General features: G+C 72.1%; 28 protein-coding genes. 9 read left to right on the plus strand and 19 right to left on the minus strand.

Features of this window, described 5'->3' with window-relative positions; translation table 11 throughout:
• Positions 1 to 10: 10 nt before the first annotated feature.
• The 13 genes from ACZ4WV_RS29600 to ACZ4WV_RS29660 form a co-directional block, all read right to left on the minus strand.
• Positions 11 to 2,452: a hypothetical protein gene (locus ACZ4WV_RS29600; RefSeq protein ID WP_465751698.1), complete on the minus strand. Its 2,442-nt coding sequence runs from the start codon at positions 2,450 to 2,452 to the stop codon at positions 11 to 13.
• Between the two features lie 121 nt (positions 2,453 to 2,573).
• A complete protein-coding gene (locus ACZ4WV_RS29605; protein ID WP_465751699.1) occupies positions 2,574 to 2,795 on the minus strand; it encodes a hypothetical protein in 222 nt (73 codons plus the stop codon).
• A gap of 8 nt (positions 2,796 to 2,803) precedes the next feature.
• Entirely contained in the window at positions 2,804 to 3,352 is a 549-nt protein-coding gene (locus ACZ4WV_RS29610) for a hypothetical protein (RefSeq protein WP_465751700.1), read from the minus strand.
• A gap of 187 nt (positions 3,353 to 3,539) precedes the next feature.
• Complete coding sequence (locus ACZ4WV_RS29615; RefSeq protein ID WP_465751701.1) at positions 3,540 to 3,692, minus strand: hypothetical protein; 153 nt, start codon at positions 3,690 to 3,692, stop codon at positions 3,540 to 3,542.
• Between the two features lie 199 nt (positions 3,693 to 3,891).
• Complete coding sequence (locus tag ACZ4WV_RS29620; protein WP_465751702.1) at positions 3,892 to 5,973, minus strand: coiled-coil domain-containing protein; 2,082 nt, start codon at positions 5,971 to 5,973, stop codon at positions 3,892 to 3,894.
• 46 nt (positions 5,974 to 6,019) lie between these two features.
• Positions 6,020 to 6,277 (minus strand): hypothetical protein, encoded by a 258-nt coding sequence (locus ACZ4WV_RS29625; RefSeq protein WP_465751703.1) that lies wholly within the window; start codon positions 6,275 to 6,277, stop codon positions 6,020 to 6,022.
• Between the two features lie 117 nt (positions 6,278 to 6,394).
• Complete coding sequence (locus tag ACZ4WV_RS29630; protein WP_465751704.1) at positions 6,395 to 7,066, minus strand: hypothetical protein; 672 nt, start codon at positions 7,064 to 7,066, stop codon at positions 6,395 to 6,397.
• Between the two features lie 104 nt (positions 7,067 to 7,170).
• Positions 7,171 to 7,443 carry a WhiB family transcriptional regulator gene (locus ACZ4WV_RS29635; protein WP_465751726.1) on the minus strand — a complete coding sequence of 91 codons (273 nt, stop codon included), beginning with the start codon at positions 7,441 to 7,443 and terminating at the stop codon, positions 7,171 to 7,173.
• Positions 7,444 to 7,473: 30 nt separating this feature from the next.
• A complete protein-coding gene (locus tag ACZ4WV_RS29640) occupies positions 7,474 to 7,929 on the minus strand; it encodes a hypothetical protein (protein ID WP_465751705.1) in 456 nt (151 codons plus the stop codon).
• Positions 7,930 to 8,022: 93 nt separating this feature from the next.
• A complete protein-coding gene (locus tag ACZ4WV_RS29645) occupies positions 8,023 to 8,529 on the minus strand; it encodes an ATP-binding protein (protein WP_465751706.1) in 507 nt (168 codons plus the stop codon).
• 410 nt (positions 8,530 to 8,939) lie between these two features.
• A complete protein-coding gene (locus ACZ4WV_RS29650) occupies positions 8,940 to 9,071 on the minus strand; it encodes a hypothetical protein (protein ID WP_465751707.1) in 132 nt (43 codons plus the stop codon).
• 5 nt (positions 9,072 to 9,076) lie between these two features.
• Positions 9,077 to 9,520, minus strand: a complete 444-nt coding sequence (locus ACZ4WV_RS29655; protein WP_465751708.1) for a hypothetical protein — start codon at positions 9,518 to 9,520, stop codon at positions 9,077 to 9,079.
• Positions 9,521 to 9,687: 167 nt separating this feature from the next.
• Positions 9,688 to 10,302, minus strand: a complete 615-nt coding sequence (locus ACZ4WV_RS29660; RefSeq protein WP_465751709.1) for a hypothetical protein — start codon at positions 10,300 to 10,302, stop codon at positions 9,688 to 9,690.
• A gap of 386 nt (positions 10,303 to 10,688) precedes the next feature.
• Here ACZ4WV_RS29660 and ACZ4WV_RS29665 point away from each other — a divergent pair, with 386 nt between their 5' ends.
• The 6 genes from ACZ4WV_RS29665 (at position 10,689) to ACZ4WV_RS29690 (ending at position 16,780) form a co-directional block, all read left to right on the plus strand.
• Positions 10,689 to 11,456: a GntR family transcriptional regulator gene (locus ACZ4WV_RS29665; protein WP_465751710.1), complete on the plus strand. Its 768-nt coding sequence runs from the start codon at positions 10,689 to 10,691 to the stop codon at positions 11,454 to 11,456.
• A gap of 20 nt (positions 11,457 to 11,476) precedes the next feature.
• Positions 11,477 to 12,226 carry a protein phosphatase 2C domain-containing protein gene (locus tag ACZ4WV_RS29670; RefSeq protein WP_465751711.1) on the plus strand — a complete coding sequence of 250 codons (750 nt, stop codon included), beginning with the start codon at positions 11,477 to 11,479 and terminating at the stop codon, positions 12,224 to 12,226.
• Positions 12,227 to 12,261: 35 nt separating this feature from the next.
• Positions 12,262 to 12,474 carry a hypothetical protein gene (locus ACZ4WV_RS29675; RefSeq protein ID WP_465751712.1) on the plus strand — a complete coding sequence of 71 codons (213 nt, stop codon included), beginning with the start codon at positions 12,262 to 12,264 and terminating at the stop codon, positions 12,472 to 12,474.
• Positions 12,475 to 13,623: 1,149 nt separating this feature from the next.
• Positions 13,624 to 15,288, plus strand: a complete 1,665-nt coding sequence (locus ACZ4WV_RS29680; RefSeq protein ID WP_465751713.1) for a hypothetical protein — start codon at positions 13,624 to 13,626, stop codon at positions 15,286 to 15,288.
• A complete protein-coding gene (locus ACZ4WV_RS29685) occupies positions 15,288 to 16,103 on the plus strand; it encodes a DciA family protein (protein WP_465751714.1) in 816 nt (271 codons plus the stop codon). Before ACZ4WV_RS29680 ends, ACZ4WV_RS29685 begins: the two co-directional genes overlap by 1 nt.
• Before the next feature lie 116 nt (positions 16,104 to 16,219).
• Entirely contained in the window at positions 16,220 to 16,780 is a 561-nt protein-coding gene (locus ACZ4WV_RS29690) for a Uma2 family endonuclease (RefSeq protein WP_465751715.1), read from the plus strand.
• Positions 16,781 to 17,123: 343 nt separating this feature from the next.
• Here the strand turns inward: ACZ4WV_RS29690 and ACZ4WV_RS29695 are convergent, their stop codons facing one another.
• Both ACZ4WV_RS29695 and ACZ4WV_RS29700 read right to left on the minus strand, forming a co-directional pair.
• Positions 17,124 to 17,537 carry a hypothetical protein gene (locus ACZ4WV_RS29695; protein ID WP_465751716.1) on the minus strand — a complete coding sequence of 138 codons (414 nt, stop codon included), beginning with the start codon at positions 17,535 to 17,537 and terminating at the stop codon, positions 17,124 to 17,126.
• A 127-nt stretch (positions 17,538 to 17,664) separates the two neighbouring features.
• Entirely contained in the window at positions 17,665 to 18,891 is a 1,227-nt protein-coding gene (locus ACZ4WV_RS29700; RefSeq protein WP_465751717.1) for a hypothetical protein, read from the minus strand.
• A 606-nt stretch (positions 18,892 to 19,497) separates the two neighbouring features.
• On the opposite strand from ACZ4WV_RS29700, the gene ACZ4WV_RS29705 reads away from it, so the two are divergent.
• The gene (locus ACZ4WV_RS29705) at positions 19,498 to 20,004 is read left to right on the plus strand and encodes a hypothetical protein (protein ID WP_465751718.1); all 507 of its coding nucleotides are present in this window, start codon (positions 19,498 to 19,500) and stop codon (positions 20,002 to 20,004) included.
• Between the two features lie 13 nt (positions 20,005 to 20,017).
• Positions 20,018 to 20,632, plus strand: coding sequence for a hypothetical protein (locus tag ACZ4WV_RS29710; RefSeq protein WP_465751719.1), 615 nt, complete (start codon positions 20,018 to 20,020; stop codon positions 20,630 to 20,632).
• A 203-nt stretch (positions 20,633 to 20,835) separates the two neighbouring features.
• Here the strand turns inward: ACZ4WV_RS29710 and ACZ4WV_RS29715 are convergent, their stop codons facing one another.
• Positions 20,836 to 21,096, minus strand: coding sequence for a hypothetical protein (locus tag ACZ4WV_RS29715; RefSeq protein WP_465751720.1), 261 nt, complete (start codon positions 21,094 to 21,096; stop codon positions 20,836 to 20,838).
• A gap of 386 nt (positions 21,097 to 21,482) precedes the next feature.
• On the opposite strand from ACZ4WV_RS29715, the gene ACZ4WV_RS29720 reads away from it, so the two are divergent.
• On the plus strand, positions 21,483 to 22,043 hold the full coding sequence (locus ACZ4WV_RS29720; protein ID WP_465751721.1) for a GIY-YIG nuclease family protein: 561 nt from the start codon (positions 21,483 to 21,485) through the stop codon (positions 22,041 to 22,043).
• Here ACZ4WV_RS29720 and ccrA read toward each other — a convergent pair.
• From ccrA to ACZ4WV_RS29735, 3 genes are all read right to left on the minus strand, one after another.
• Positions 22,015 to 23,358, minus strand: coding sequence for a crotonyl-CoA carboxylase/reductase (ccrA, locus tag ACZ4WV_RS29725; protein WP_465751722.1), 1,344 nt, complete (start codon positions 23,356 to 23,358; stop codon positions 22,015 to 22,017). The two genes, ACZ4WV_RS29720 and ccrA, sit on opposite strands and share 29 nt — an antisense overlap.
• Positions 23,359 to 23,474: 116 nt before the next feature.
• Complete coding sequence (locus tag ACZ4WV_RS29730; RefSeq protein ID WP_465751723.1) at positions 23,475 to 24,245, minus strand: hypothetical protein; 771 nt, start codon at positions 24,243 to 24,245, stop codon at positions 23,475 to 23,477.
• A gap of 184 nt (positions 24,246 to 24,429) precedes the next feature.
• On the minus strand, positions 24,430 to 24,713 hold a 284-nt coding region (locus ACZ4WV_RS29735), incomplete at its 5' end, for an acyl carrier protein (protein WP_465751724.1).

Genomic DNA, 24,713 nt, shown 5'->3' on the forward strand with positions numbered 1-24,713 from the left:
CTGCTCCTCCTCAGTTCTCGTTGTGGACGCGGGCGGACGGGGTGCGCAGGCCCGCGTCGGCGGTGGCCAGCTGGATGGGCTTGTAGTGGTCGGCCATCGCCTGGTCGGCGCTCTCGGACTGCTCGGCCGCCTCCAGCGACGACACCTTCATCTCGTCGGCCTTGCGGGCCAGCAGGTCCATCGACTCCGCCAGGCGGCTCATCGCGGTCGAGGTGAGGCTGCCGATGACGTTGTGCGTGGTGCGCAGCTCGGCCGCCAGCTCCTCCAGGTCGTAGCGGATCCGGCGGGCCCGCTCGGCCAGCGCGACGCAGGTGTCGTGCGCGGCGAAGCCCTCCTGGGTGAGCCGGGACAGCTCGTCCAGGACGTCGTCGATGGTGATCTCGGTGGCGTGCTCGGCGGACATGCCGGGCACGGCGCCGGCCGCGGCGGACAGGGACACGCTGCTGCTCCTTCTGTTCGGCCCGCTCTGGGCGGGAACGGAGACCGCCACGACTGCGGCGGCCTGCTGGTCGGGCGCACCGGCCGCCACCGTCGCAGCCTCGGCCGGAGCCGGGGCGGGCGGCATCGGGCGCGGGCGGCGGGTGCCGGGCCGCTGGGTGTGCTTCACCGGGGCCGGGCCGAGCGCGCCCGGCCCGGTGGCGGGCAGACCCTGCTCGGCGCCGTGCCCGGGCGGCCGGTTGCGGGAGGCCGCGGCGTCACCGACCCGGTCGGTCCGCTCGACGATGTGGACCTCCTCGCCCGCGCTCGCCATCCCGGCCGCCCCGAACGGCGTGCTGCGCCCCGTCGTGCCGCCGGGCCCGGCGGTGAAGGGGCCGGTCTGCGCGGTGCCGGGACCGGACGGCGAGGTGGTCGCCTTCTTCGCGCGGGCCCTGGCCCGGTGGAAGGCGGCTCCCCACCCGCTACGGGCCTTCTTCGCGCCCGGCCCGGTGGACGAGCCGGCGGTGTTCGGTCCGGTGCTCGCGGCCGCCTTCTGCTGGGCGGCCTTCTTCCTGGCCTTCTTGGAGATTGGGGAGATCACCGGCTTGTGAGTGCGCATCCGCTTGGCCCAGCGCCGCTCGAACTCCTCGCCCACCGCCTGCTTGAACGTGCCCGGGCGGGCGCCCCGGCGGTTGTATGCCTTCATGCACCGGCGGCAGCGGCAGTCCGCGTCCTCCCAGGCCTGCAGAGTGCCGTGCCGCATCCCGGGTCCGAGCTTCTGCTTACGTCCCGTCGACGCGGCGTTGGGCGCGGACGGTGCGTCCGGCGCCGTGCCGCCGGCCCGGCCGCCCTTCTTACCGCTGCCGTTGCCCTTGCCCTTGCGCAGGGTGCCGGAGGACGAGCCGGTACCGGACGCGCCGGTCGGCGCCTTCACCCGGCCGCCCTTCCCGCCCGGCGCGGTGCCGCCGGTCGAACCGGCCCCGGACGTGCGGGGGCCGTTCTTCCCGCCTCCCTTGCCCGGGGTCTGGGCGCTCGCGCCGTTCTTGCCGTTCCGGCTGCCGCCCCCGTTCTGCCCGGCGGCGGTGTTCTTCTCGGACTTGCCGTTCCTCCCGCCTGTGTTGTTGCCGCCGCCCTTGCCCTGGGCGGCGGGGCCGCCGCCCTGCGAGGTGCGGTGCACCGGTCCGCCGATCACCCCGGCCGGGCCCTTGCCGGATCCGGACCGGCCCTTGTCCGCACCGGAGGGCCCGGTCTTGCCGGTGTCCTTGCCCTTGGACGACGCGCCCGCTCCGGTGCCGCCGTCCTTGCCGCTGCCGGACCCCTTGCGGCCACCGGGGCCGCCGCCGCTGGGGGAGGTGGCCGGGCCGGGCGCCGGCGCGGAGCCCGCGCCCCGGCGGCCGCCAGGTCCACCCGGCCAACCGCCGCCGCGGCCGCCGCCGGGCCCCCAGCCGGATCCGCCGCCCCGGCCGCCCTGGTAGCGGTCGAGGGAGCGGCGGCCCCACTCGTGGGAGGGCGTGAGCATGTCCCGGCCGCCGCCCTTCTTCCCTCCCTCCTTGCCCGCCTCCTTGCCGGCCTTCTCCGCGACCTCGGCGACGGCCTTGCGCTGCTCCCGGCTCGCGCGGAACGCGCTCACCGCGGAGTGGATGCCGCGCATCGCCGCGACCGACACCGCGAGCATCGCCGCCAGCGACAGCGAGCCCAGGCCCGGCCCCGGCTCGGACTGCGGGGCCGACTCCGAGCGGAACGCCGCGGGCACCTCGCCGGGCGTCGGGGCGCTCGCCGCCGGCAGGTCCGGCAGCGGCGGGGCCTCGACGGGCACCATCTCGGCCGGGCCGGACAGGTTCGCCAGGGTCTCCAGCGGAGAGCGCCGACCGGTGGTCGGCGGCATCTCCAGGACGGGCGGTGCGGCCGGTTCGGCAGGCAGCGGAGGCGGTGCCTCCGGCAGCGGCGGGGGCGCGAATCCGACCCCTCCGCCGGCGCCTCCGGGGAACGGGATGACCGTGCCGGAGCCCTCTCCGGAGCCCTCGTCGTCGCTCATTCCTCCTCCTCTCTCAGTTGACAGACAGTCACCGATACGGCAACCTCGCGCGCGCGCGACGCGCGCGCACCTTAGGGGGCCGCCGCAGCGGCCCCCTGCCGGTTGTGGTTGCGGTTGTTGATTACGTGTTGTGACGCTGCATGAAGTCGTGCAGCACGCTGGACAGCTCGTTCCAGACCTGCGGCCGGCCCTCGCGTTCGGCCTCCACCGCGATCGACCGGGCGACGTCCCACCAGTAGGCGGCGTACGCGGCGGGACCCCGCGCGCGGGCCTTCTCGCCGCCGTCGCGCCAGTGCTGCTGGCGGTTGCGGCGGCGCTTCGCAGCGGCCTCGGTGGCACTCATCCGGGCCATCAGGACACCCCCCGCTTCGGCGCCGGGAAGAAGTCCGAGATGCCGCTGATCGGCGCCGGGGCAGGAGCCTCGACAGGCGCCCCGGCCGGCTGCGCAGGCAGGTACACCCCGTCGTTCCCGGCCCCGTCGGCCGGCACCGCAGGGGCGCCCACGCCGGACAGCTGCGCCGCGCTCTTGCCCAGCGAGGTGGCCACCGCACCGTGCAGCCGGCCGCCGCGCCTGGCCCGGCGCGCGGCCTTGCGGGCCGCCGCCGTCTCCCGGCGCTGCGGCAGCTCCAGCACCTGGTGGACGTAGGTCGCGTACAGGGCCTCGGCCGCACCGGCGGCCCGCTTCGACGCCTTCTCCATCCGGCGCAGCTTGGCGGCCACCTTGCGGGCCCGGTTGCGCTCCGACAGCCACCGGTCGCCGTCGATCGGCGTGGCCCGCAGGCGCTGCTCGACAATGTCGGCGAGCTGGCCGTACTGGCGGGCGTCCTCCAGGTGCTGGTCCCGCTGGAATGAGGTGAACTTCCGCATCCCCTCGTCCGTGAACAGGGTGTTCAGGTCCATGCTGGCTCCCCTTTCGAGAGCGTGCGGACAGGCGGCGGCAGCCTCCTGACCTCGTGTGATGTGGTGGTCTCGCGGACCCGGGCTCCGGCCGGACGGCCGGGTCACTGCGTGGTGCTCGGCGCCACGGCGCCTTCGCCGACCACCAGAACGCAGGGCGTGCTGGCGGCCAGCGGAGAGGCCGGGCAGGTCAGCGGCGGCGCAGCCGGGGGTGGCACCACCAGCAGTCCGGGCCGTGGTCGTGCTCGGTGCGGGCGTGGACCAGGAACAGCGGGGTGGCCAGGGCCAAGATGACGACCAGGCAGACCAGCACGAGGCCGACCAGGTACTCCGGGATGTTCATCGGGGAAGCTCCTTCGCTGGGGCTGCGCTCGGTACGGTGGTGCTCGGCGCTCGGCGCCTTCGGCGGTCACCAGGGCGCTTTCCTCGCCCTGGTGGCCACCGGAGAGACCGACAGCTGTTTTGGTAGCTCTCCGTGACTGCTGCGGTGAGGCCGGGCCGCTGCCGGGCGCCTTGTCGGGGCGTCAGCGGGCGGCTCGGTCTCAGCCGGTCTTGCGGTAGCGGCTCCGCGCGGTCTCAAGGCGCCGCGCGGCCGTCGCCCGGCTCTTGCCGATGACGTCCTCGGCGTCGTCCAGTGAGACCTGGTCGGCGCCGCCCCGGCGGTGCATGAGACTGAGCAGCGCGGTGATCTCGCCCTCGATCTCGGCGTCCTGAGGGGAAGGGCGCCTCTTGGTCTCACCACCGCGCTTGGCGAGCGCCCTGCCCGGCCCGGTCTCACCGTCGGTCTCACCCTCTGACCTGCGGGTCTCACGCTCGCCGCCGCCGGTCTCAACCAGTCGCATCGGGCGGCCGGTCTCACGGCCGCCGGTCTCAACCTGGCCGGGCTCGATCTCACGCGGGTCTCGCGCACGGTCCGGGTCGGCGCCCGTCTCGGGTGAGAGTGCCGCGAAGTCGTCGCTGAGACTGCCGTAGACCGAGTCGTCGGTCTCACCGTCGCCCGGCTCGGTCTCAGTCTCAGCGGGCCCGGTCCCACCGTCGCCGTGGCCGCTCTCGTCCTCGGCGGTGATGTGGTGCAGGCGCCACATCACCCACGGCGCGATCGCCGCGACCGTCACAATGAGCCACCACAGCGGCTCGCCCTTGTGCGGTCCCTCGGTGTGCACGCCGACCAGGCCGGCCGCCGCCAGGTGGTAGACCGCGTTCGCGGCGACCATCAGCAGGATCGCGCCGGGCACGTCCCGGTGGCGGCGGAAGGCCTGCACCACGTAGACGTCGATGCTGAGCGGCAGCGCCCAGGCGACCTGCCAGGGCCAGCCGGACATCCGCGCGAGCGCGAACTCACCCGAGGCGGTGAGGACGATCGTCGCGGAGAGCGCGACCCTGGGCCCCCAGGTGTCGACGAACTTCTTGCGGACCTGGGTCTTGGCGACCAGGACCTCGGCCCGCTCGGCCTCCTGACGGATCGCCGCGAGGCGCGCCTGCGCGTCGGCCTGCTGGCGGGCGCCGGCGCCGAGCACCTCGCGCACCCGGTCCTCGGCGTCGCCGACCAACCGCTGGGCCTGCTCCCTGGCGCCGGACAGGTGCCCGGTGGCCTCCTCCTCCGCCTTGCGGATGAGACCCGACGCCGTCGCCTCCGCCCGCGCCTTCACCTCGGCCACCGCCTCCTCAGCCTGGCCCTGCGCGGCGGCCAGCACCTCGGCGGCCTCCCGCTCGCGCTGCTCGGCCTGCGCCTCGGCACCCGCGAGCAGCTCGCCCGCCTGCTCCCTCGCCTGGTCCAGCATCTGCGCCGCCTCCTCCTCCGCGGCCTCCACGGCCGCCCGGGCCTGACCGCGCAGCTGCTCCGCGTCGGTCTCGGCCTCCTCACGCGCCCGGGCCGCCGACTCCCGGCGGGCCTCGGCGTCCTGCTCGGCCAGGGCGACCAGGTCCACCGCCTGCTTCTTGGCCTCGGCGACCAGGTGCTCGGCGTGCGCGGCGGCCCGCTCGGCCTCCGCCCGCACCTGCTCCTTCGCCTGCTCGGCCTCGGCGATGATGTGCTGCGCCCGCTCCCGGGCCGCGCCGACGATCCGCTCGCCTTCGGCCTCGGCCTCGCGCTGGAGCTTCTCGGCGGCCTGGCGGCGGCGGGCGACGGTCTGCTCGGCCGCGGCGAGGTCGCCGTCGGCGATCGTCCGGGCCCGGGCCACCGTGTCCTCGGCCGCCGCGATCTGCTGCTCGGTCAGCGCCGCCAGGCGGGCGACGTGCTGCTCGGCGGCGGTGCGCTGCTTCACGGCGTCGGCGAGCTCGTCGCGGGCGACGGCCAGCCGCTCCTCCAGCTCGGCGGCCGTCGCCTTCGCCTGCGCCTCGGCCTGCGCCAGGACGGTGCCGGCCTGCGCCAGGACGTCCTCGGCGTGCTGCTCGGCATCGGCCAGCTTCTGGCGGGCCTCGGCGAGCAGCTGGTCGGCATCGGCCTGTGCGGCGGTGCGCAGCTGGTCGGCCTCCGCGCGGGCGGTCTCGAGCAGCGCGTCGGCGCCGGCCCGGTCGGCCGTCTCCTCGCGGGGCACCGGCACGGCCGTGGCCGTGGTGGTCTTCGTCGTGGCGGTCTTGGTCTGCGCCGGGCGGCGGGCTGGAGTGCGGGTGCGGGCAGCCACAGCGGGCTCCTCCTCTATATAGGGGTGCGCGGTCAAGCGCGGCGGATCAGGGGCGGCGCAGCCAGGCGACGCGGTCGGCGGTGCCGTCGGCGTCCATCACCAGCCGGACGTAGTGGGAGACCTCCTCGCCGCGGGCGCACAGGCCGCGCCAGGTGAAGGTGGCGGCGAAGGTGCCGGTGCGGAAGGCGGCGGCGGCCTCGCGGTCGCCGGCCGCGACCTGGGCGTTGATGTCGCGGGTGAACTCCCGCTGACCGTGGAAATCGGTGGCGGTGTCGGTGATGACGTTGCGCAGGCGCTCGAACATCGGGGCTTCTCCTCTCCGGTCCCGCCGGGGCCGGCGGGCGGTGCGTCGGGCACCGTCGAACGCCCCCGCACCCGGCGGTCCGGGGCGGGGACGAACGACAACCGACCGACGTGTTGGTCAGGCCTGGTGGTCGCCGGTCAGGTCCGCGACCTGGCGCAGGTGCTCGCGCTGGCGCTCGACAGCGTTGAAGACGTCCCGGTTCAGCGGGGTGCGGCCCCAGCCGTCGTAGTCGCTGCGGGCGCCGAACTCCCAGGCCGTGTCGAGACCGGCCTTCTCGCAGGCCTCGCGCTCGGACAGGTTGCTGTAGTTGTGGGCGTTGTGGACGTCGACGATGGTCCGGGCCTTGCGGTCCCAGGCCGTAGCCTCCGCCAGCGTCTTCTCCTGGGCGGTGACCAGCCGGGAGACGGTCGAGCGCCAGTGGGTATCGGCGGTGGAGTCCAGGGAGGCGAAGAGCCGGTCCATCTCCTGGCGGGCATGGGTGTAGGCGGTCCACAGCTCGGCGGCGCCGATGCCCGCGGCCTTCAACTCGCGGACGTACCTGGCGTCGAGCCACAGCCTGCGGGCGTCCTCGTACTCGGCGGCCAGGGCCTCGCGGGCGGCACGGGTGAGGGACTCGTCCTGCCATGCCTCCGCCGGCATCACCGGTTCCTTCTCGGTACCCGTGAACGGCTTGAAGATGAAGACGAGGTTGTTGAACTCGGTCTTCGCGGTGCCCAGGTAGTTCTGGTGGTGACGGCCTTCGAGCTGCTGGGCGATCTTGTCGAAGTCCCCGAGGCTGATCACGAACATGGTTTCCTCCGTCGAAGTGGTGGCGCCGGTGCGTCGGGCACCGTCGAACGCCCCCGCGCCGACGGTCCGGGGCGGGGGCGAACGGCAGCAACCGCTGCGGGCGGTCAGGCGGTCCGGGCGCGGTTGCGGGCGGCGCGGCGCTTCAACGTCCGCCGCTCGTCCTCGCTCATCCCGCCCCACACGCCGGCGTTCTCACCGGTCTCGAGCGCCCACTGGAGGCAGTCCTCCATCACCGGGCATCGACGGCAGACGGATCGGGCTTCCTCGATCTGCAGCAGGGCCGGTCCGCTGTTCCCGATCGGGAAGAACAGCTCCGGGTCCTCTTCGCGGCACACCGCGCGCATCCGCCAGTCGGTCTCGGCGGCGGTCGTGAGCATGATCTTGCTCATGGTGCGGGCTCCTCTCGGTCAGTTGATCCGGGCGGTGTGGGCGAGCTGCTGGAACGCGGCGGTGCTCACCGGGTGGGCGATCTCGTCCAGGACGTGCTGCCACGCCGGGCTGTCCGCCTCGCGCCGCGTCCACGGGTCCGGGTTGTGGGTCAGCTGCCAGGCCGCCCACGCCTGGGCGAAGTTCTCGTCCTCGGGCTGCTTGATGACCACGTCGCGCTCGTGGTCCCAGGCCGTGCAGTGCCGGCGGATCCGGTCCTCGCCGACGGTGCGCACAGTGATCTGCCAGGTCGGCCAGCCCTCGCGCGGGCCCGGGTCGATCGCCAGGACCTCGTAGGGGATGTCGCTGGCGTAGGCGCCCCGGTAGATGCCGCCGACGCGGCGCGGGCCGATCTGCCGGGCGATCCAGCGGCGGGTGCTCTCCGCGCAGTAGTACGCGCGCCGGGCGGGGGAGGAGATACGGGAACGCTGCTTCATGGTGGCCTCCGGGCCAGGGAAGTTCACGGAGCGCCCGCTGCGCCCAGGGCCGAGGTCCGGGGCGCAGCGGGCGTAGAGGGGAAGGGCGGTCGGTCAGCCGGCTGCGCGGACGCGGCAGCGGATCGCCTTGCCGATCGGCGAGGCCTGAACAGTCCAGCCGGGGGCGAGGACGTCGAGCAGGGTCAGGCCGCGGCCGGACTCGGCCTCGTCGCTGTCCGCGGGGGTGCTGGTGCGGCGCGGACCGGCGTCGGCGAACGGGTCATGGACCGCGACGACCGCGTCCGCTCCCCGGGAGCGGTGGACCTCCACGACCAGCGGGACGTGGTCCCCGCCAGCGCGCACGGCGTTGCCGAGCAGCTCGGAGAGGACCAGCTGCGCGGACTCGGCGGTCTCCAGGTCGACGCCGTGGGCGAGCAGGACGGTCAGGGCCAGGGCCCGCACGGTGTGCACGGTGTCCTGGCAGCCGGTCAGGTACGCGACGATGCCGCCCGGGCACTGCCGCAGGTACAGACCGGGGCGCGGCGCGAGTAGGGCCGGGTCCTGCGCAGTCAGGCCGGTGCCGGTGCCGGTGCCGGTGCCGAACGCCGTGGGCGTGGTCATCGCTTCCCGCCCTTCGGCTTACCGGGCGTACCGGGCTTGGCCACCGGGGTCCCGCCGCCGGCAAAGCTGCGGCCGGCCATCACCGACCCCCGCTCCGGACGCGGCGCAGGGCCTCGTCCATGTCCGGGTCGCTGTCCCCCGGGGCCAGGTTCAACGCGGGGCGTGCAATCATGGTGTGCAGCACAGTCGTTGCCTCTCTGATAGGCGCGACAATGACGGCCCCGGGATCGCCTTCCCGGGGCCGTCGCTGTTGGTGGGAGCAGCTCCTGCCGTCCCCCCGCCGTCCCCGCCCCGGGCTGTCGGGGGCGGAGGCGACGGGCAGCGGCGCAGGAGAAAACACACTGGTCAGGCGACCACAAAGGCACGGGCGCTGGCGCCATTGCCGAACGCCCGGCAGAGGCAGGTGATGATCACTGCATGCCTCTCTGCTGCTGGCGCAGCTGCTCGGCCAGCTGCCGCTCGGCAGCGCGCTGCGCCTCGAGCGCGGCCTGCTGGGCCGCGATCTGGCGTTGGAGTTCGGCGGCTTCCTGGATCGGGTCCATCGCGCTCACCCGGCCAGCGGGAGGTCGCGAAGGCGGCCATCGACCGCGCGGCTCGCGGTGACCGGGCGAAGCGGACGCGCTGGGGCCGGCGTGACGCGGATAGTGCTGGTGAGCGCGTCCAGGTCGACCGGGTCGGCGGTACGGCGGGCAGGAAGGGCAATGCCGGCCGCGACTTCGAGACGCTGGCGGCTCACCCGCGCGACCATGTGGTCAAGGAGGAACAGCAGCGCGTCGAAACCGAACAGACCCTCCGGCAGGCCACGCTCGGCGACGTGCACCCACACGTCCTGGGTGACGTCCTCGTCCAGCTCGACGGCAGCAGGGCCGATCTCGGCGAGGCGCTCGCTGGCTGCCGCCAGGAGCCGGCAGGAGTAGCGGGCGTACAGGTCCTCGATGGTGCCGCTGCTCACCTGGGTGGTGTCGACGGAGAGTGCCATCATGGTGGTCACGGTCGTGTCCTCTCGTCTGCTCTGGTGGGTGGTGCGACCGACTACGGCCCCGGGGGCGCAATCCCCGGGGCCGCTCTCGTTGTGCTGGCTGCACGAGCAGCCACGGCCGCCGCCCACCCCGCAGGTCGGGGTCGGCGGCGGCCGTGGTCGTTCGTGCTGATGGTGGATCAGGCGGCGGCGCGCTTGCGTACCGGGCTCGCTGCGAGCACCTCGTCCGCGGTGGGCCTCTTAGCGATCGGCCGGGCCCCGACCGGCAGGGCCAGCGGGACGATCGGGCCGCGCGCGCCGTACAGCGGGATGCGGCGCAGGGCGTCCGAGATGAACGTCGGCAGAAGTGCCTCGGCCCACTGGTCGGCACGCTCAGCAGCGGTCGGCGCCGGGACAGCCGGACGGGGCTGCGCGATGTGGAGGACAGCCGGAAGCTGCGGGGCCTTCACCTTCTTCAACACCCTGGTCGGCCGACGGGCGGCGACCTGGGTGCTTCCCTCTTCGACCTGCTTCGCCCAGTGCGCGACCTTGACGTCGATCTCGACGATCCGGCGGGCGGAGGGGCAGCGGGTGTCCCGCTGGCCGGCTTCTAGCTCGGCGCCGGACAGGTCGGTGGAGTAGTGGTCGCGGATGGTACGCGTCTTGTCCCCCATGATCCTCTGCCAGGTCTGGCAGTCGGGGCAGACCACGGTGTTCACCTCGTCCGGGCGGAGGTTGTAGCTGCTGGGGAGCAGGGTCGAGAGCTTGAGCGGAGGGAGAGAGCTGCGGCGCTTGGTGCGGGTACGAGCGGGCATCAGGGTCTCCTAGCGGGCAGAAGAGGTGCGGGGAGCGAGGTTGCTGCTCTCTCCGCCCGCCAGGACCGGCCCTTTGCCGGGGGCCCTGGCGGACAGGCAGCGCAGCACGCTGCTCATGGTCGTTCGGTGTTGCTATGTAGGCGTCCGACGTGGGGGAGCTCGGGCTCGACCCCTCGTCACCGAAGTGACCGCCACCGCCCGAAGGCGGATGACACCGCTGTTTTGCAGCTTGGGCGTTGGAGCCTCATTAGAAAGTCCGCAGGTCAGAGACGTGCCATAGGCAGCATCCACACCCCGCAACCTCTCTACCGAGGTTCCGACGTGATGAAAGTAGCACCCGGCGCGGGGGTTGTTCAATACCTCTCTACCGAGGTTAGGATGTGTCTATGAGTATCGACCCCACCGACCCGAGACCGCCATCACGTCAGATCGCCGACGACCTGCGGGCGGCTATCAAGGCCGGGCGGATCGCCTCAGGCGAGAAGCTTCCGTCCGAAAGCGAGCTGGTTGACCAGTACAAGACCGCACCTCAGACGGCACGCAAGGCCATCGCCGTACTGAAGAGCGAAGGCCTGGTCGAGGGGCAGCGCGGGCGCGGGGTCTTCGTCGTCCAGCGCCCCCCGATGATCCGAGTGGGGTCGGACCGCTACGCCCGCCACCTCCGGACTGCCGGCAAGGCCCCGTTCCAAGCCGAGGTCGAGCTCATGGGCCTGAAGTGGCGCCAGGAGGTCCTCGAGCTGGCCGACGTGCCGGCACCGGCATGGGTTGCTGAGTGGTTCGGCATCCCTACGGACACGCCGGTCTTCGTTCGACGTCGCCGCACGTGGATCGAGCAGACCCCCACTCAGCTCGCCGACAGCTACTACGAGCTGGAGACCGTCGCTGGCACGCGCATCCGTGAGGAGGACACCGGACCTGGCGGCGGCTACGCCCGCCTCGAGGAGCGCGGATTCCATCTCACCCGGTTCCGTGAGGAACTGGAGACCAAGATGCCCACACCTACAGAGGTCTCCGGTCTGCAGCTGCGCCCTGGGGTACCGGTGGTGCACCTGCATCGGATCGCTTTCGCCGGGGACCAGCCCATCGAGGTCTTCCAGTCCGTCATGGCCGGCGACCGCCACACATTCGCCTATGAGTTCGACGCGCCCGAGTAGGAGCACGCATCATGGCAAGCTTGGAGATCACCCACGCCACGGCCCCGACGCCGGGCGGAATCAACGAGGACGCGGTCGTCACGGGCCCGCACTTCGCGGTCGTGCTCGACGGAGCGACCGCGACCGGGGCGCCCACCGGCTGCATCCATTCCGTGGCCTGGTACGCGCGTCAGCTGGCGGCGCGCCTCTCCTCCGCTCTCCTGACGGACGACGGGGAACTGCGCGAGATCCTGCGGGCCGCGATCCGCGATCTGGTAGCCGACCACGGCCAGACGTGCGACATGTCCAACCCCGACAGCCCGTCGTCGACTGTCGCCATGGTCCGGGCGCGGGGCGACGTCCTGGAGGTGCTCTCCCTGGCCGACTCTCCTGTGGCTATCCAACGAAGCGACGGCAGCGTCCAGGTCGTGGTCGACGACCGGACCTCCCACCTCTCGTCGTACACCCGGGATGCAGTCCGCGGGTTCCGGAACAACGACAATGGAGGCTTCTGGGTCGCCAGCACGAAGCCGGAAGCCGCAGACCGGGCGGTGATCGAGTCCGTCCCCGTCTCGGAGGTCAGCGCCGTTGCCGTGCTGTCCGACGGTGCCAGCCGGCTACCCGAACGATATGGCTGGGCCTGGGAGCGATTCATGGCCGATCTGGCGTCTAACGGACCGACACACATCATCGACGCGACCCGCGCCGCTGAGTCGACGACGGAAGCCGGCACGTTCCGAGGTAAGACCCACGACGACGCCACGGCCGTGCTCTGCGCCATCCGCCCCTGACAACCAAGCCGTAGAGCCCGGAGGACACCATGCGGATGCAGGTCGACAGTCAGTTCACCACCCAGGCCGGGCAAGAGGTCCTCGTTCTGACCGACTGCTGGATGGAGGCCTACACCTGGCGGTGCCGGGGCTGCGACCGATGGTCGGACGCCACCACTCAGGACCGCCTCAACTACCAGCTGATCTCCCAGCAGGCGAAGGAACACGCCGACCAGTGCACCGTGACCGGCGAGAGCAATGCCGCGTGACTCGTCTGGCTGGACGTCAGAGGTCTGACGCGCCAGATCGACACGGTGAATCGACGGCTACTCCGAGTGTTATCCACAGGGGTAGGCTTTGCCCCGTAGTGATCAAAACGACTTCGCCGCCCGGACCCGAGGGTCCGGACGGCGTTCAAGTGGATCGGCGCCCGGCCAGGGGCCCGTCCCGGTCAGCCACATAAGGGGTGGTGACGTGATGCAGGGTACCCGCAGTGGCGCCCCCTCATACGCGCGGCACCCCGCCGTGGAGTCGACCGGGAGTTCCCGGGTCTCGCTCCGGCGGGGTGCCGTCGTCGTGTGTGTGGGCGGCCGCGGCGGCCCCCAAGGGGGGTGTTCCGTGACCTAGCCCTCGTCTGCGGGGCCGGACCTTTCCAAGGGTCTAGCCCCGCTGGCCGCTCCCCCGGGTTTTCCACCCCGGATCAACGCGGCCGTCCTGCTCTGCCTGCTCTCGGGCTTCCACACCGTTGAGCGGGCTTGCTGGGGGATCGGCGCCAACCGACCACCAGCGGCACTACCGGTTCTGCGCGAACCAAGCACGGCCCCCCGAGAGGGGACGCACCACCGGCCTCCTGGCAGAGGCCGTCTTGCACGACCGGCCCCTTTCCAAGGGCCAACCGCAGTTCCGCAGTCGGGGCCTTTCCAGGGGCCTCGGCTGCACCCGCACCACCACGACCCGCACGCGAGAGGAGGCAGTTCGGCACCCCCCGGAGGGGGCTTTGTCCACACCCACGAGGGGTGCTTCTCACGAACACCCCCGAGGGGGCGCCGCTGCGTCCCCATGTAGCTGTAGGGAGCAACGCCATTTTGCAGCAGGTCAGTACCCCTTTCCAGTCACCCGATGCCGTCGCCGAAGGGCGTGGTGTCCCCGGCTTGAGCTCGGACGATGCCGGGGGGGAGGGGGGAGATCTCTCCTCCCCCGCTCCAGCCTTGGGTTCTGTCCAGGGACCGGTAGAGGGACCGGTTGTCGGATCCGCCGCGCGCACTGTCGACAATGTGACGCACATCACTCATCTGGGCGAAGGTTCCGGTGTCACACGATCGGGCTCGAACCGCGCGGTTCCGGCCGTGCCGGTCGTTCCCGGCCAGCGGATCGGCGGGTCGACGGAGCCCTCGGCTCCCGCGCGTACCGAAGCCGACATGGTGGAGGACGCGTTCGGCACCCGTTTCCCGGTCGCCTGGCTCGCGCAGTTCACCGGGGACCAGATCCGGGCTGTGACCGTGGTGGGCGACTACTGCCGGAGCAAGGCCGGGTACTGCTGGGCGTCGAACGCGACGATCGCCGGCGGGCTCGGCCTGCACGAGAAGACGGTGGCCTCGCTGCTGCGCGGGGTCGAGGGCGTCCTGGTGGAGTGCGAGCACCGCGAGGGCGGCACGATCGCCCGCCGGGTCGAGCAGGCCGGCCCGGACGTGCGCGCGGTGTGGATCTCGGCGGTCGCCCGGAACCTGCTGTCCAGGACCAGGTTCAAGGTCTACGCGGCCTTGTCCTACCGGGAGCACCTGGAGACGACGACCTCGGCTAAGCAGTTGGCCGCGCTGTGCGGCCTGCGGACCGAGACCGCCCGCGTGGTCGCGGCGCAGCTGGTGGCGGAGGGCTGGGTCAGCCGGGACGGGGAGGTTGGCGGGGCGTTCCGGTACACCGTGCACCCGGTCCCGCTGGTCGGCGTGGCGACGCAGGAAGCACTGTTCGCGCAGCCCCAGCAGGCTCGCCCGCAGGCGGAGCCGGGCGACGTCGAGGAGGTCGCGGACTCGGCTGTCTGCACCGGTCAGCTCGACCTGTTCTCCCTGGTGGAGGAGGTAGAGACCCCCCTCGTTTCGGCTCCACCCTCCCCCCTCGATCTGGCTCCACCCTCCCCCCTCGTTTCGGCTCCACAATCAAGCTCTCTTGATCAAGCTCTTCTGAACAAGCCCCTGCGCGCCGTTGGTGGTTGCGGTTCCGGCGTAGCCGAAACGTCCGTACCGCGCGACACCCGCGTGTGCGAGGGCGACTCCGCGCCGGCCCATCCGGTACCCGCCGTCGCCGAGCAGGCCGCTATCGTGGCGGGCGTGGTGGCGGCTTCGCCGGAACCGCAGAAGACCCCCAGCTCGACCACGAACCCGAAGACCGAGGCCTCCGCCGTGCCGTCGATGACGGTCAGCGCCGAGGTCCACCAGGTGCTGCGCCTGGTGCCGGATTTGGTGAACCGGATGAACCGCTGGCAGCAGCGGGAGGCGGCCCGGGCGATCGGTCGGGCGATCCGCGAGGTCGGCGGCGACGTCGAGCGCGTTGCCCAGCGCCTGGAGCGCCGGTACGTCCTGGAGCGCGACGAGATCCGTGACCCGTACGCCTGGCTGGCCGTCCCGGGACGTAACCGCGGTCTGGTCCGGCGCGGTTGCCATCTGCCCAGCTGCGAGTCCGGCACGGACGTGGAGCTCGGTGGCGAGTGCCAGACCTGCGCGTACCACGTCGAGGGTGCCCAGCACCGGCACGCGATCCGCCGCCAGGCCGAGCGGGACCAGGTCCCGGCCGAGGCCCGCACCGCCCCGGCCCAGGCGTCCGCGGACACCCGCGGCCACGCCGACCAGGTCGAGGAGCAGCGCCTGGTGTACTGCGACCGGCACGTGCGGACCGTGCTGCCGTGCGGCCTGTGCGCGCCGCTGCTGGACCAGCCCGCCCTGCCCGAGGTGCCCCGGGCGATCGACGGCGCCGAGCTGCCCCCGGTCACGGTCCCGGCCTGGATGACCGAGGACCGCTCCGAGGGTGTCGCCTTCCGCGAGCAGTTGGCCGCCCGCCGCCGTAAGCGCGAACGCGTCGGGAGCCGCTGATGACCGCGACCACCGGGGCCGACCTCGCCCGCACCGCCCTGCGCGCCGCCCGCCAGGCCGCCCGCACCAGCGGCAACGCCCTCATCCAGCGCACTGCCCGGCAGGCCACGGTCGTGCGGCGCGGCGCGCGCGAACCCGAGCCGATTGCGGATGTGTTCCTCGCCCTGGTCGCCGCCCACGGCTGGACTCTTGGCACCGCCGGCGGGGGCCTGCGCGACCGCTGGCCCACGATCGTCGGCGCTGAGGCGGCCGCCCACTGGCATCTCGCCGGGTACGACCCGACCACCCGCAGGCTGCGTGTGGTCGCCGACTCTCCGGCCTGGGCCGCCCAGCTGCGCCTCAACCTGCGCCACATCCTCACCGCCCTCGACCAGCTGCGCCCCGGCACCGTCCAGGCCATCGACGTCCGCGTGGGCCCCGCCCCCGTGGTGCAGCACGACCAGGACCCCGACGACCGTCCCACCCGCCGCAACGACCGGCCTGCCGCACAGCCGACCCGGCCACCGCTCGCCGACAACCCCGCCTACCAGCAGCTCCGCCAGCAGATGCGCGAGCAGGCCAAGGCCCGCCAGGCCGCCCTCGACGAAGAAGCCGCCGCCCAGAAGGAGATCCTGCGCCGCCACTACAACCGCCTGCGCGAACCCGAGAGCGCGCACCGTCCCTGCGTCGAGGACGAGCAGGCCCTGGCCCGGGCCGCCCGCACCCGCGCCCGCGAGCTTCTCGCCCGCCACCACGCCGCCCTCGCCGTCGCCCGCGGCCACGCCGTCCCGCTGCGCACCCCCCGCCAGCCGATGACCCTCAGCGGCGCTGCGTGACACCCCGATCGTGACCGGCCCGCCGGGCCGGTCCGCCGTACGAATCCGTGAGCCGGTACCGCCCGAGGTCCCCGCCGGGGACAATGAAGGCAGGCGCCGGGTGAAAGGAAGGACCTGTGAGCGTTGCAGTCACCGAGCACAGCGGGCCGTGGACCGTCGAGGACGTCCTGGCCCTGCCCGAAGACCCCCGCAACCGGATCGAGCTCGTCGGGGGAGCGCTGCTGATGAGCCCGAGCCCCGGCGTCCCGCACCAGCGGGCCAGCCTCCGCTTCGCCATGCTCCTGAGCACCGCCATCGACTCTGCCGGCGTGCCGCTGGAGGTGCTGGAAGCCGTCAACGTCGTCGTGCCCGACGGGCTGCTGATCCCGGACCTGGTGATCGCCGACGCGGCGGCCGCCGCCGAGGCCGGCAGCACCCTCAGCGCGCACGACATCGTCGTGGCCATCGAGATCGCCTCGCCGTCCACCCGCGTCGCCGACAAGAAGATGAAGCCGTCCCTGTACGCCGCGGCCGGCATCCCGCACTACTGGCGCCTCGAACTCGACCCCGCCCCGCGCCTCTACCTCGGGCGCCTCGAGCGCGGCACGTACGTCGACCGCCTCGTCCAGGTCGGCGAGACCACCGCGCTCACCGACCCGTTCCCCCTCGACATCGACCCGGCGAGGCTGCGTCGGTAGTTCGCGCGGCGCAGAGACGGCCGGACACCTCGAAGGAGGGACCCGGCCGTCCGAGCGTGCGCCCGACCGCGGGCCTCCGCCGATCCCGCCCGGGTACGGCAGGCCGGTCACCGGGAGCCGGTGATTCCGCCCCGCAGGGCTGCCGGGTCGCATGCGGCGAGCCTGCGGCGATCTTTTCGTTGCGTTCCCGAGGGGCGGCGGCCCAGCGTCGGGTTACAGCGGGATGACCCGGGTGAGCCGCACGAGGTGGTGCTGGGTGTCGATGACGTACTCGACAAGGCCGCGTCCGTGAGGGATGGGGAGCCTTCGCCAGTCGCCGGCGCTGTCTCGCGCGGTACTGCCCTCAAGCCAGGGATCCTCGGCGATCGCGACGGTGAGTGCGACGATCGCGGAGAACAAGTCGACGGGCAGGCCTGGATCGGACAGGGCGTCCTGGACGGCCTCGGACGGCAGGACCGGCCACAGGTCGCAGGTCTCCGCCCCGCTCGCGGCGCAGCCGCAGGACGTCGGCCATGGTGGCGGTGGGCAGGGTGCCGTTGCGGGCGGCGGCGATGATGCGGTCCTGGTTGGGGTCGGCGTCCAACTCGGCCTCGCACCACCAGCGGGTGAGGACCTGCTCGGCCTGGTCGATAGGGGCCTGGCCGAGTTCGCGGTAGAACTCCATTCGGCGGCCGCCCTGCAGCGCAGCGGCAATGCCGTCCGGGGTGCGCGGCACGCGAGGCTGCGGCTGCGGGTGGTGTACGGGCTGGACGCTCATCGGGCTCCTCCTGCTTCTCGCCACCACCGTATCCGGTGCTGGCCGGTTGCCGGGCCGTGCCTGCGGTGGTTGCACTGGGCCCGGCCGCTGTGACCTGCCCTGAGCCGGCCCGCACAGCGGCGGCTGATCACGCTCTGGGTGTTTCGGGCCGGTGGACCGGGTGCTGGGTGGCGGTGAGGTGGACGGTCGGGGCGTAGCTGGGGCGCGGCGGGATGGGTGGCTTCGGCACGATGGGCGCTTCGACCTCGGCGCCCTTGCCCTGGGCTGCGGGCTGGGGCGCGGGGGTTTCCGCGGCGGCGTCCGTAGGCACGGCCGGCTTGGTCGCTGCGGGTGCTGGTGCTGCTCGGTGTGAGGGCGGAGCGGTTCGTGGCCGTGCGGGGCCGGGGCGCCGTCTGGCTGGTGCTGGGTGGGTGGTGGTGGGCGGCAGTGGCTTGGGGCAGGAGATGCCGTGGGGTGCCCCGGTGGCCGGGTCGGTGTCCCAGAAGGCCAGTTGCCAGTGGGCCTCGACCCACAGTCGGGCTTCGTTGGCCTCGGGCCACAGGTTCCAGGCTCCGATGGCCAGGACGTGGCGGCCGGGCCGCAGCTGTTCGAGCAGCTCAGGGTGCGCGGTGCGCAGGCGCACGCTGAAGGTGTTGCTGGCGTCGTGGGGGCGCTGTCCGGTGGCCAGGGTGGCGTAGGCGTGGTGCCCGCCCGCCTCGGAGGTGCGCTTGACGGTCCCGTAAAACGCCACCGGGTGCTTCGGGCCGGGGCGGTGGGTGAGCACCTGGTGGAGGTCGGCGGCTGTGTCGGGGTGGTAGCAGAAGCGGTGCCAGGGGATCGGCTTGGTGCTGTCTCCGTAGACGACGCGGAACAGCTTGACCGCTTCCGGGTCGAAGTCGTGCAGCTGGAGGAAGTGCACGATCTTCGCGGCGGAGTTCAGCGCGGGTGGGATCGTGGGCCGGGTGGTGGCGAAGGTGAGGGAGCGGGTGCCCGCGGCGGCCTCGCCGTCGGCCAGCTCGGGCGGCTTGACTTTGGAGGCGCCGAGGTCGCCGGGCATCACCAGGCGCAGCCGGCCGTCGTCCTCCGCGTGGGCCAGGCCGTGGGAGCCGCGGGCGATGGCCGTCACCACTTCGACCGGGTTGTACGCGCAGCCGGCCTCGTGTCGTTGTCCGCCGGCGAGGCGGAAGTGGGCGCCGACCTTGGTGGGGTTGGGTCCGTCCTTGCCTCGGAAGTGGGCGGTCACCCCTTCCACCTTGCACGGGCAGTACCGGCAGCGCAGGGGCTTGGCGTCTTCGGGCAGGGAGGCGATTTGAGATGCTCTCACCGGTACGTCCTGGTCCGTGCGGGCTTGGAGCATCTTGTAGCCGGCGGCCATCGCTGCGTTCCCCCTCCCCAGTGGTGCGTGGTCCGATCATGCCAAGCCGGGGCCGGTGGCGAGGCCGAATCGCCCGCCGATGACCCTCAAGGGTGCCGTGATGGCGGCCGGTCGTGGTTCCTGGCCGATGTGGAGAGCGGCGGCTCTTGCGTCATGCGGTCTCTGCCGTAGGCGGGGGTGTCTCTAGCAGCCCGGCGTCCACCAGCGTAATCCTGCGGAAATTGTCAGTTAAACAACGTGCTTCCCATGCGCACCTTGACTCACGTTCTTCACGTTAACCGGAAGGCAATATTCGGAGCCATAAATTCCCCCTATGTCCATATTGGGCAAGCGTTTCCGGACTTATGGCGATGCCACTACTCAACTTAAGCTCAAATGCCAGGCCCCCTCTTGCCCGCGAGTTGTTTCGGGTGCGAATATCAAACCCGTTCGGGTGATCCGGACAGAAAAATGGCCGCACCATCGGAGGGGAAAGAAATGCGAAAAGGTATTTCTCGAATGGCGGGTGCCGTTGTCGGGGTGGGAACGCTGCTCGCGTTGGCGGCTCCGCAAGCTCTGGCAGCTCCGGTGCCCGCGGTCGGGCCAGTCCCGGCATCGGAGACGACGGTGCAGCTTCCGCCTGGGGCGGTGCCGGAGAACTGGACGATCGACCGCAAGGCGCCGGCCGTGGAGCCTGCCCCGGACGCAGGGAAGGTGAGCGCCTCTCAGGGGGTGCAGGAGTCGACTACGGACAACATGTGGCTGGTGACCCGCAACGCGCGGAAGGTGGGGCAGACCTGTGGCACGGACCGGGTGGACATCGTCACCGGCTGGGGTCCGATGACCCTGTCCCTGACCCAGAGCAGGGCCGTAGCCAGCCAGTGGTCGGCGAGCGTGTCGGTCGCCGCGTGGAAGGTCTCCGGCACCGTCGGATTCAGTGTCACGGACACCGCCACCAACAGCGAGACCGGTAACTTCACCGTTCCGGACGGCAAGTTCGGCACCCTCGAGGCCTACCCGCTGTTCGACCACTTCGTCTTCGACGTCTACGACACCTCGGTGGGTGACCGCTACGTCGGCGGTGGGGACGCCTACCACGCGGTAGGATTCTGCTACAACCACTGGGCTAACTAGGAGAGTTCACCACATGCGGCGATCCAGCCGGCTCGCGGGCACGGCACTTCTCCTCTTGGCCGGCCTCGCGACCGCATGCACCGGGGGTAGCACCGCACCGCAAGCAGGAGACGGCCCGTGGGCCCTGAACGGACTCGCCGCCACGACCGCCAGTGAATCGATCCAGCGCAGCATCGACGCCCCGCCCTCCAAGGGGGTCGCGAAGGTCCTGGGTATCGCCGAGATTTCTGGGACCGACGTGATCCTGTCGGTGAGGGACGGATCCTGCCAGGTGGCGCTCCTGCCGGACTCTCTGACCGAGCCGACCACGACCGCGCCGACGTCGATCGGGTCACCCCGTCCGGCCGGCCATGTGGGCTCCTCGGATGCCCATCAGGAATTCCCGGGAACAATTCTCGAAGGGAACTACACCCTGGCGTCGGCTCAGATGCAGCCCTTCCCCTTTACGACCGTCGGCTGCTCCGAAAAGGCAATGACAGTCAAAGTAGAAGGAGTCGGAGGGTCGGCTTCGGTACGGAAGAAATCAGGTGATTCGCTGAGGCTCTGGAAAGAAGGCCCTGACGCGGTGCTCGCCGTCGGGCTTTCCGAGGCCATCCGTGGGCCCGCCCCGGAGCACAGCACGTCATGAAGAATGCTTCGGGGCGCCCGCCAACGCGGGCGCCCCGAAGCATTCTGCGTGGGGTCACACTCCTCGGCCACGTAGTGCCGGGGTGGCCGGGCGGGTGCTCGGCCGAGGTGAGGCGGATGGTCGGCGCGGAACGGGCATTTCCGGCACGGTGGGTACCTCGGCCGTGGCGGTCGGCGTCGTCGGAGCTGGTCGGGTACCGGGGGTTAGGCCGTACCTTCTGCCCCGGTTTCGCCTCCGCGTCTGATGGAATCGGCCATCGCCTCATGGACCGCGAGGGCCGAAGCCGTATCAGGGGCAGGGACGGGGCTGCCCTCGACGGTGTACCACTCATCGGCGCCGTCGTACTGGACGTCCAGGAGCACCTGCCAGCCGTCCCAGGTCGTGCGCAGGGTGAGGTCGCCGGTGACGACGCCGACCTCGACGGTCATGACGCCGCCGGGGCCCGCGGTGATGCCCGAGGTCACGATCGGCTCGTGCCGGGGGCCGGGAGCCGACCGGTCCCCGGCAGTCACGATCCCGCCGGGCAGGTGTCGAGCATCTGGCCGAGGGCGGCCTTCTCCGACTCGGTGACGGCGAGCTTGTAGAACGCCTTCACGTCTGTCCACGCCTTGGCGTAGTTACACCAGGCCGACTGGGCCGGTGGCTTCCACTGGTCTGGGGTCTGGTCGCCCTTGGACCTGTTGGAGGCGGCGGAAACCGCGAGCAGCTGGGGCCGGGTCAGGTCGTTTGCCAGAGATTTGCGCTGGTCGTCCGTCCAGCTGTCCGCGCCGACTGGCGGGGGGCGTCATTCGAAGCGTGCGATATTCGGAGCTGTCGATTGTGTCAGGGGCGTGACCTACGGTGCACGTTCGTGGATGTTCCCGATCTTGAGTACCGGGCCCGGACGCTGTCCGGCTGTATCCCGCCGGAGCGGCGCCGGTTCCGGTGGTTCCTCGGGAAGCCTGACATGACGGTGTTCGGCCGGGGCGATCTGTACGCGGTCGCCGACGTAGTGGTCGCCGAGGCGGACCCGGGGTGGCCGGAGCAGATGCGGCTGGAGTTCGAGGAGGACGCCGAGCTCAGACGCCGGTGCGACGAGAACGAGGCCCGGTTGAAGCGGGTCACGGCCAGGCTCACCGCTCTCTACCGGCTGTTCGACGCATCGGGTGCCCTGCTGTACGTCGGCATCACAACGGGCCCGAAGACACGGTTCAAGGGCCACCGCAGCGGCAGGCCGGGAGGAGCCGAAAGCGTGCGCGATGGCCTTCACGTGGTGGTGCCGGGCTCGGTGGTGGGCCGCTGTGCGGGCCGGCACCTGCCCGGACGGGCCTGTGGTGTCACGATCGGTGGGTTCGCCTCGTCGTCGTCGCCGCCTGTTGCCGCCGCGTGTGCGGTGGAGCCGGTTATGGGACGGGGCTGCGGAAGAGGTTGATGGCCTCGAGGTGTCGGGCGCGCGTGTCGTGGTCGCGTACGCCCAGGCCTTCGTGGGGGGCCAGGCACAGGATGCCGACTTTGCCGTGGTGAAGGTTGTGGTGGACGTCGTGGACGGCCTGGCCGCTCTGGTCGAGGGGGTAGGTCCTGGAGAGGGTGGGGTGGATTTTGCCTTTGGTGATCAGGCGGTTGGCTTCCCAGGCCTCGCGGTAGTTGGCGAAGTGGGTGCCGATGATGCGTTTGAGGCTCATCCACAGGTAGCGGTTGTCGTACTGGTGGGTGTAGCCGCTGGTGGAGGCGCAGGTGACGATGGTGCCGCCCTTGCGGGTCACGTAGACGCTGGCGCCGAAGGTGTCGCGGCCCGGGTGCTCGAAGACGATGTCGACGTCCTCACCGCCGGTCAGCTCGCGGATCCGTGCGCCGAAGCGCTTCCACTCGCGCGGGTCCTGGGTGTGCTCGTCCTTCCAGAACCGGTAGTCCTCGGCGCTGCGGTCGATGACCGCCTGCGCGCCCATGGCGCGGCAGATGTCGGCTTTGGGTGTGGAGGAGACGACGCAGACGGGATTGGCGCCGCCGACGAGGGCGAGTTGGGTGGCGTAGCTTCCCAGACCGCCGGCGGCGCCCCAGATCAGGACGTTGTCGCCCTGTTTCATGGCGGCGCCGTTGCGGGAGACGAGCTGCCGGTAGGCGGTGGAGTTGACCAGGCCGGGGCAGGCTGCCTCCTCCCAGGTGAGGTGGGCGGTTTTGGGCATGAGCTGGTTGGACTTGACCAGGGCGATCTCGGCGAGGCCGCCGAAGTTCGTCTCGTATCCCCAGATGCGCTGGGCCGGGTCGAGCATGGTGTCGTCGTGCCCGTCGGGTGATTCCAGCTCCACGGACAGGCAGTGCGCCACGACCTGGTCGCCGGGCCGCCAGGCGTTGACGCCGGGGCCGGTGCGCAGGACCACACCCGACAGGTCGGAGCCGAGGATGTGGTAGGCCAGGTCGTGGCGAGCGGCGAGCGGCGAGGTGCGGCCATAGCGTTCGAGGAACGTGAACGTGGGCACCGGCTCGAAGATCGCCGACCACACGGTGTTGTAGTTCACGGAGCTGGCCATGACGGCCACCAGGGCCTCGCCGGGCCCGGGTTCGGGCACCGGCACCTGGTCCAGGTGCAGAGACCGGCGGGGGTCCTTGTGCCGGCTCGGTAGGCCGGCGAACATGCCGGTCTCGTCCTTGTGGACGGTGACGGCCCGGCAGGACTGGGGCAGGGGCAGGGCCGCGAAGTCCTGAGACGTCGTCTGCGGCGCGAGGATCAGTTCCAGCAGCTCGTGCACGGGGTGCCTCCAGGCGGGCGGTCAGGCGGGGCCGCGGTGCGGTATTCGGCCGGCCCGAAGTCGTTCGGAGGTCTCCAACCCGGGGGCCGGCGCCGCGCGGGCACCCGCCGGGTGGGTCACAGGTCCAGGTCGAGGTCGAGGTCCTCAGCGCAGTCCGGGAGTTTGGGCTTCCAGGGGGCCATGGTGAAGTGGCTGGTGCCGTCGTTGTCGACCGTGAGCCAGGAGCTGTGGACCTGCTGCGCCAGGTGGGTGAAGCGGGGGGCGGTGGTGGCCAGGGCCAGGAAGCCGGTGAGGACGGTTCCGGTGGGGCGGCGGGTGGTTTTGCCTGCGCCCAGCCAGTGGCCGGTGATCAGCTCGCCGCGCGCGGTGGTGACCAGCAGGCGGCCGGTGCCGGTGGCGTCGATGCCCGACACGTGGGTCAGCTGGTAGGTGAGGTGGAAGCGCGCCCGGGCACCGGTGATCCGGCCGGTGCCCTCGCTGGCGACCTCGCTGCGCGGATACCCCCCTTCGGGCGGGAGCACGGTGGTGGCGGTGATCCTGCCGCGCCCGGCGATGAGGATGGGCCGCGAAGTGTCCATGGTGACGTATGTCCTTTCCTGGTGTTGCGCCGCGGGCGGCTTCCGCGGCCGCGGGGTGGGGGCGGGGCCGTCGCCGCGGGGGTCCTGGGGCGTGGTTGTCCATGCCGGTGGCGGGTGGGCGCCCGTCGCCGTGGCGGCGCCAGGCGGCGGTGGGGTGTGGCGGGAGGTGCGCCGGCTCCGGGGCAGTAACCCCGCCAGGAAGTCCCGGACGATGTCGGCGTAGTGCGGGGCGTGGACGGGGTGGACGGCGCGCAGGGCGGCGGCGAGGCGGGAGCGCGGCGGCACACCGCCCGGCGGTCGAACGGTCATGGGCGGGTCCTGCGTCGGGGGTGAGGGCGGGAGCGAGGCGGGTGTGGTGCGGCGCCGTCGTCGGGGGGCGCCGTTTCCTCGGGCGGTATTCCCGGGCCGGGGCCGGGCCGCCGAACACCGGCGCCCCTCGTGTGGGCGGCCTGCGGCGTCGGCGCCTTTCACCGGCCCGGGGGCGCCGGGGCGGTCAGGCGGTGCGCTGGGCGGGGGTGAGGCGCTGGAGGAGGTAGTGGGCGAGGGCGGCGGGGGTGGGTTGGGCCCACATGACGCTGGGCGGGATGCGCAGGCCGGTGTCGGTTTCGAGTCGGGTGCGCAGGCCGGTGGACATCAGGGAGTCCAGGCCGATGGCGTTGAAGGCGGTGGTGGGGGTGAGGGTGTCGGTGTCGCGGTGCAGGACGGTGGCGGCGTGCTCGATGACGGCCTGCTGGAGCAGGGCGTGGCGGTGGGTGTCGGTGGTGGCCTCGGCGAGGG

This window comes from Kitasatospora sp. NPDC029312 (assembly GCF_055569215.1).

Excerpts from the sequence above, each read along its gene's own strand:
- ACZ4WV_RS29645 (WP_465751706.1), bottom strand. The coding sequence starts at position 8,529 with ATGACCACGCCCACGGCGTTCGGCACCGGCACCGGCACCGGCACCGGC.
- ACZ4WV_RS29635 (WP_465751726.1), bottom strand. The coding sequence starts at position 7,443 with ATGCTCACGACCGCCGCCGAGACCGACTGGCGGATGCGCGCGGTGTGC.
- ACZ4WV_RS29675 (WP_465751712.1), top strand. The coding sequence starts at position 12,262 with ATGCAGGTCGACAGTCAGTTCACCACCCAGGCCGGGCAAGAGGTCCTC.
- ACZ4WV_RS29695 (WP_465751716.1), bottom strand. The coding sequence starts at position 17,537 with ATGAGCGTCCAGCCCGTACACCACCCGCAGCCGCAGCCTCGCGTGCCG.
- ACZ4WV_RS29730 (WP_465751723.1), bottom strand. The coding sequence starts at position 24,245 with ATGACCGTTCGACCGCCGGGCGGTGTGCCGCCGCGCTCCCGCCTCGCC.
- ACZ4WV_RS29600 (WP_465751698.1), bottom strand. The coding sequence starts at position 2,452 with ATGAGCGACGACGAGGGCTCCGGAGAGGGCTCCGGCACGGTCATCCCG.
- ACZ4WV_RS29685 (WP_465751714.1), top strand. The coding sequence starts at position 15,288 with ATGACCGCGACCACCGGGGCCGACCTCGCCCGCACCGCCCTGCGCGCC.
- ACZ4WV_RS29665 (WP_465751710.1), top strand. The coding sequence starts at position 10,689 with ATGAGTATCGACCCCACCGACCCGAGACCGCCATCACGTCAGATCGCC.
- ACZ4WV_RS29605 (WP_465751699.1), bottom strand. The coding sequence starts at position 2,795 with ATGAGTGCCACCGAGGCCGCTGCGAAGCGCCGCCGCAACCGCCAGCAG.
- ACZ4WV_RS29650 (WP_465751707.1), bottom strand. The coding sequence starts at position 9,071 with ATGGACCCGATCCAGGAAGCCGCCGAACTCCAACGCCAGATCGCGGCC.
- ACZ4WV_RS29680 (WP_465751713.1), top strand. The coding sequence starts at position 13,624 with ATGGTGGAGGACGCGTTCGGCACCCGTTTCCCGGTCGCCTGGCTCGCG.
- ACZ4WV_RS29660 (WP_465751709.1), bottom strand. The coding sequence starts at position 10,302 with ATGCCCGCTCGTACCCGCACCAAGCGCCGCAGCTCTCTCCCTCCGCTC.
- ACZ4WV_RS29610 (WP_465751700.1), bottom strand. The coding sequence starts at position 3,352 with ATGGACCTGAACACCCTGTTCACGGACGAGGGGATGCGGAAGTTCACC.
- ACZ4WV_RS29710 (WP_465751719.1), top strand. The coding sequence starts at position 20,018 with ATGCGGCGATCCAGCCGGCTCGCGGGCACGGCACTTCTCCTCTTGGCC.
- ACZ4WV_RS29700 (WP_465751717.1), bottom strand. The coding sequence starts at position 18,891 with ATGGCCGCCGGCTACAAGATGCTCCAAGCCCGCACGGACCAGGACGTA.
- ACZ4WV_RS29615 (WP_465751701.1), bottom strand. The coding sequence starts at position 3,692 with ATGAACATCCCGGAGTACCTGGTCGGCCTCGTGCTGGTCTGCCTGGTC.
- ACZ4WV_RS29625 (WP_465751703.1), bottom strand. The coding sequence starts at position 6,277 with ATGTTCGAGCGCCTGCGCAACGTCATCACCGACACCGCCACCGATTTC.
- ACZ4WV_RS29640 (WP_465751705.1), bottom strand. The coding sequence starts at position 7,929 with ATGAAGCAGCGTTCCCGTATCTCCTCCCCCGCCCGGCGCGCGTACTAC.
- ACZ4WV_RS29630 (WP_465751704.1), bottom strand. The coding sequence starts at position 7,066 with ATGTTCGTGATCAGCCTCGGGGACTTCGACAAGATCGCCCAGCAGCTC.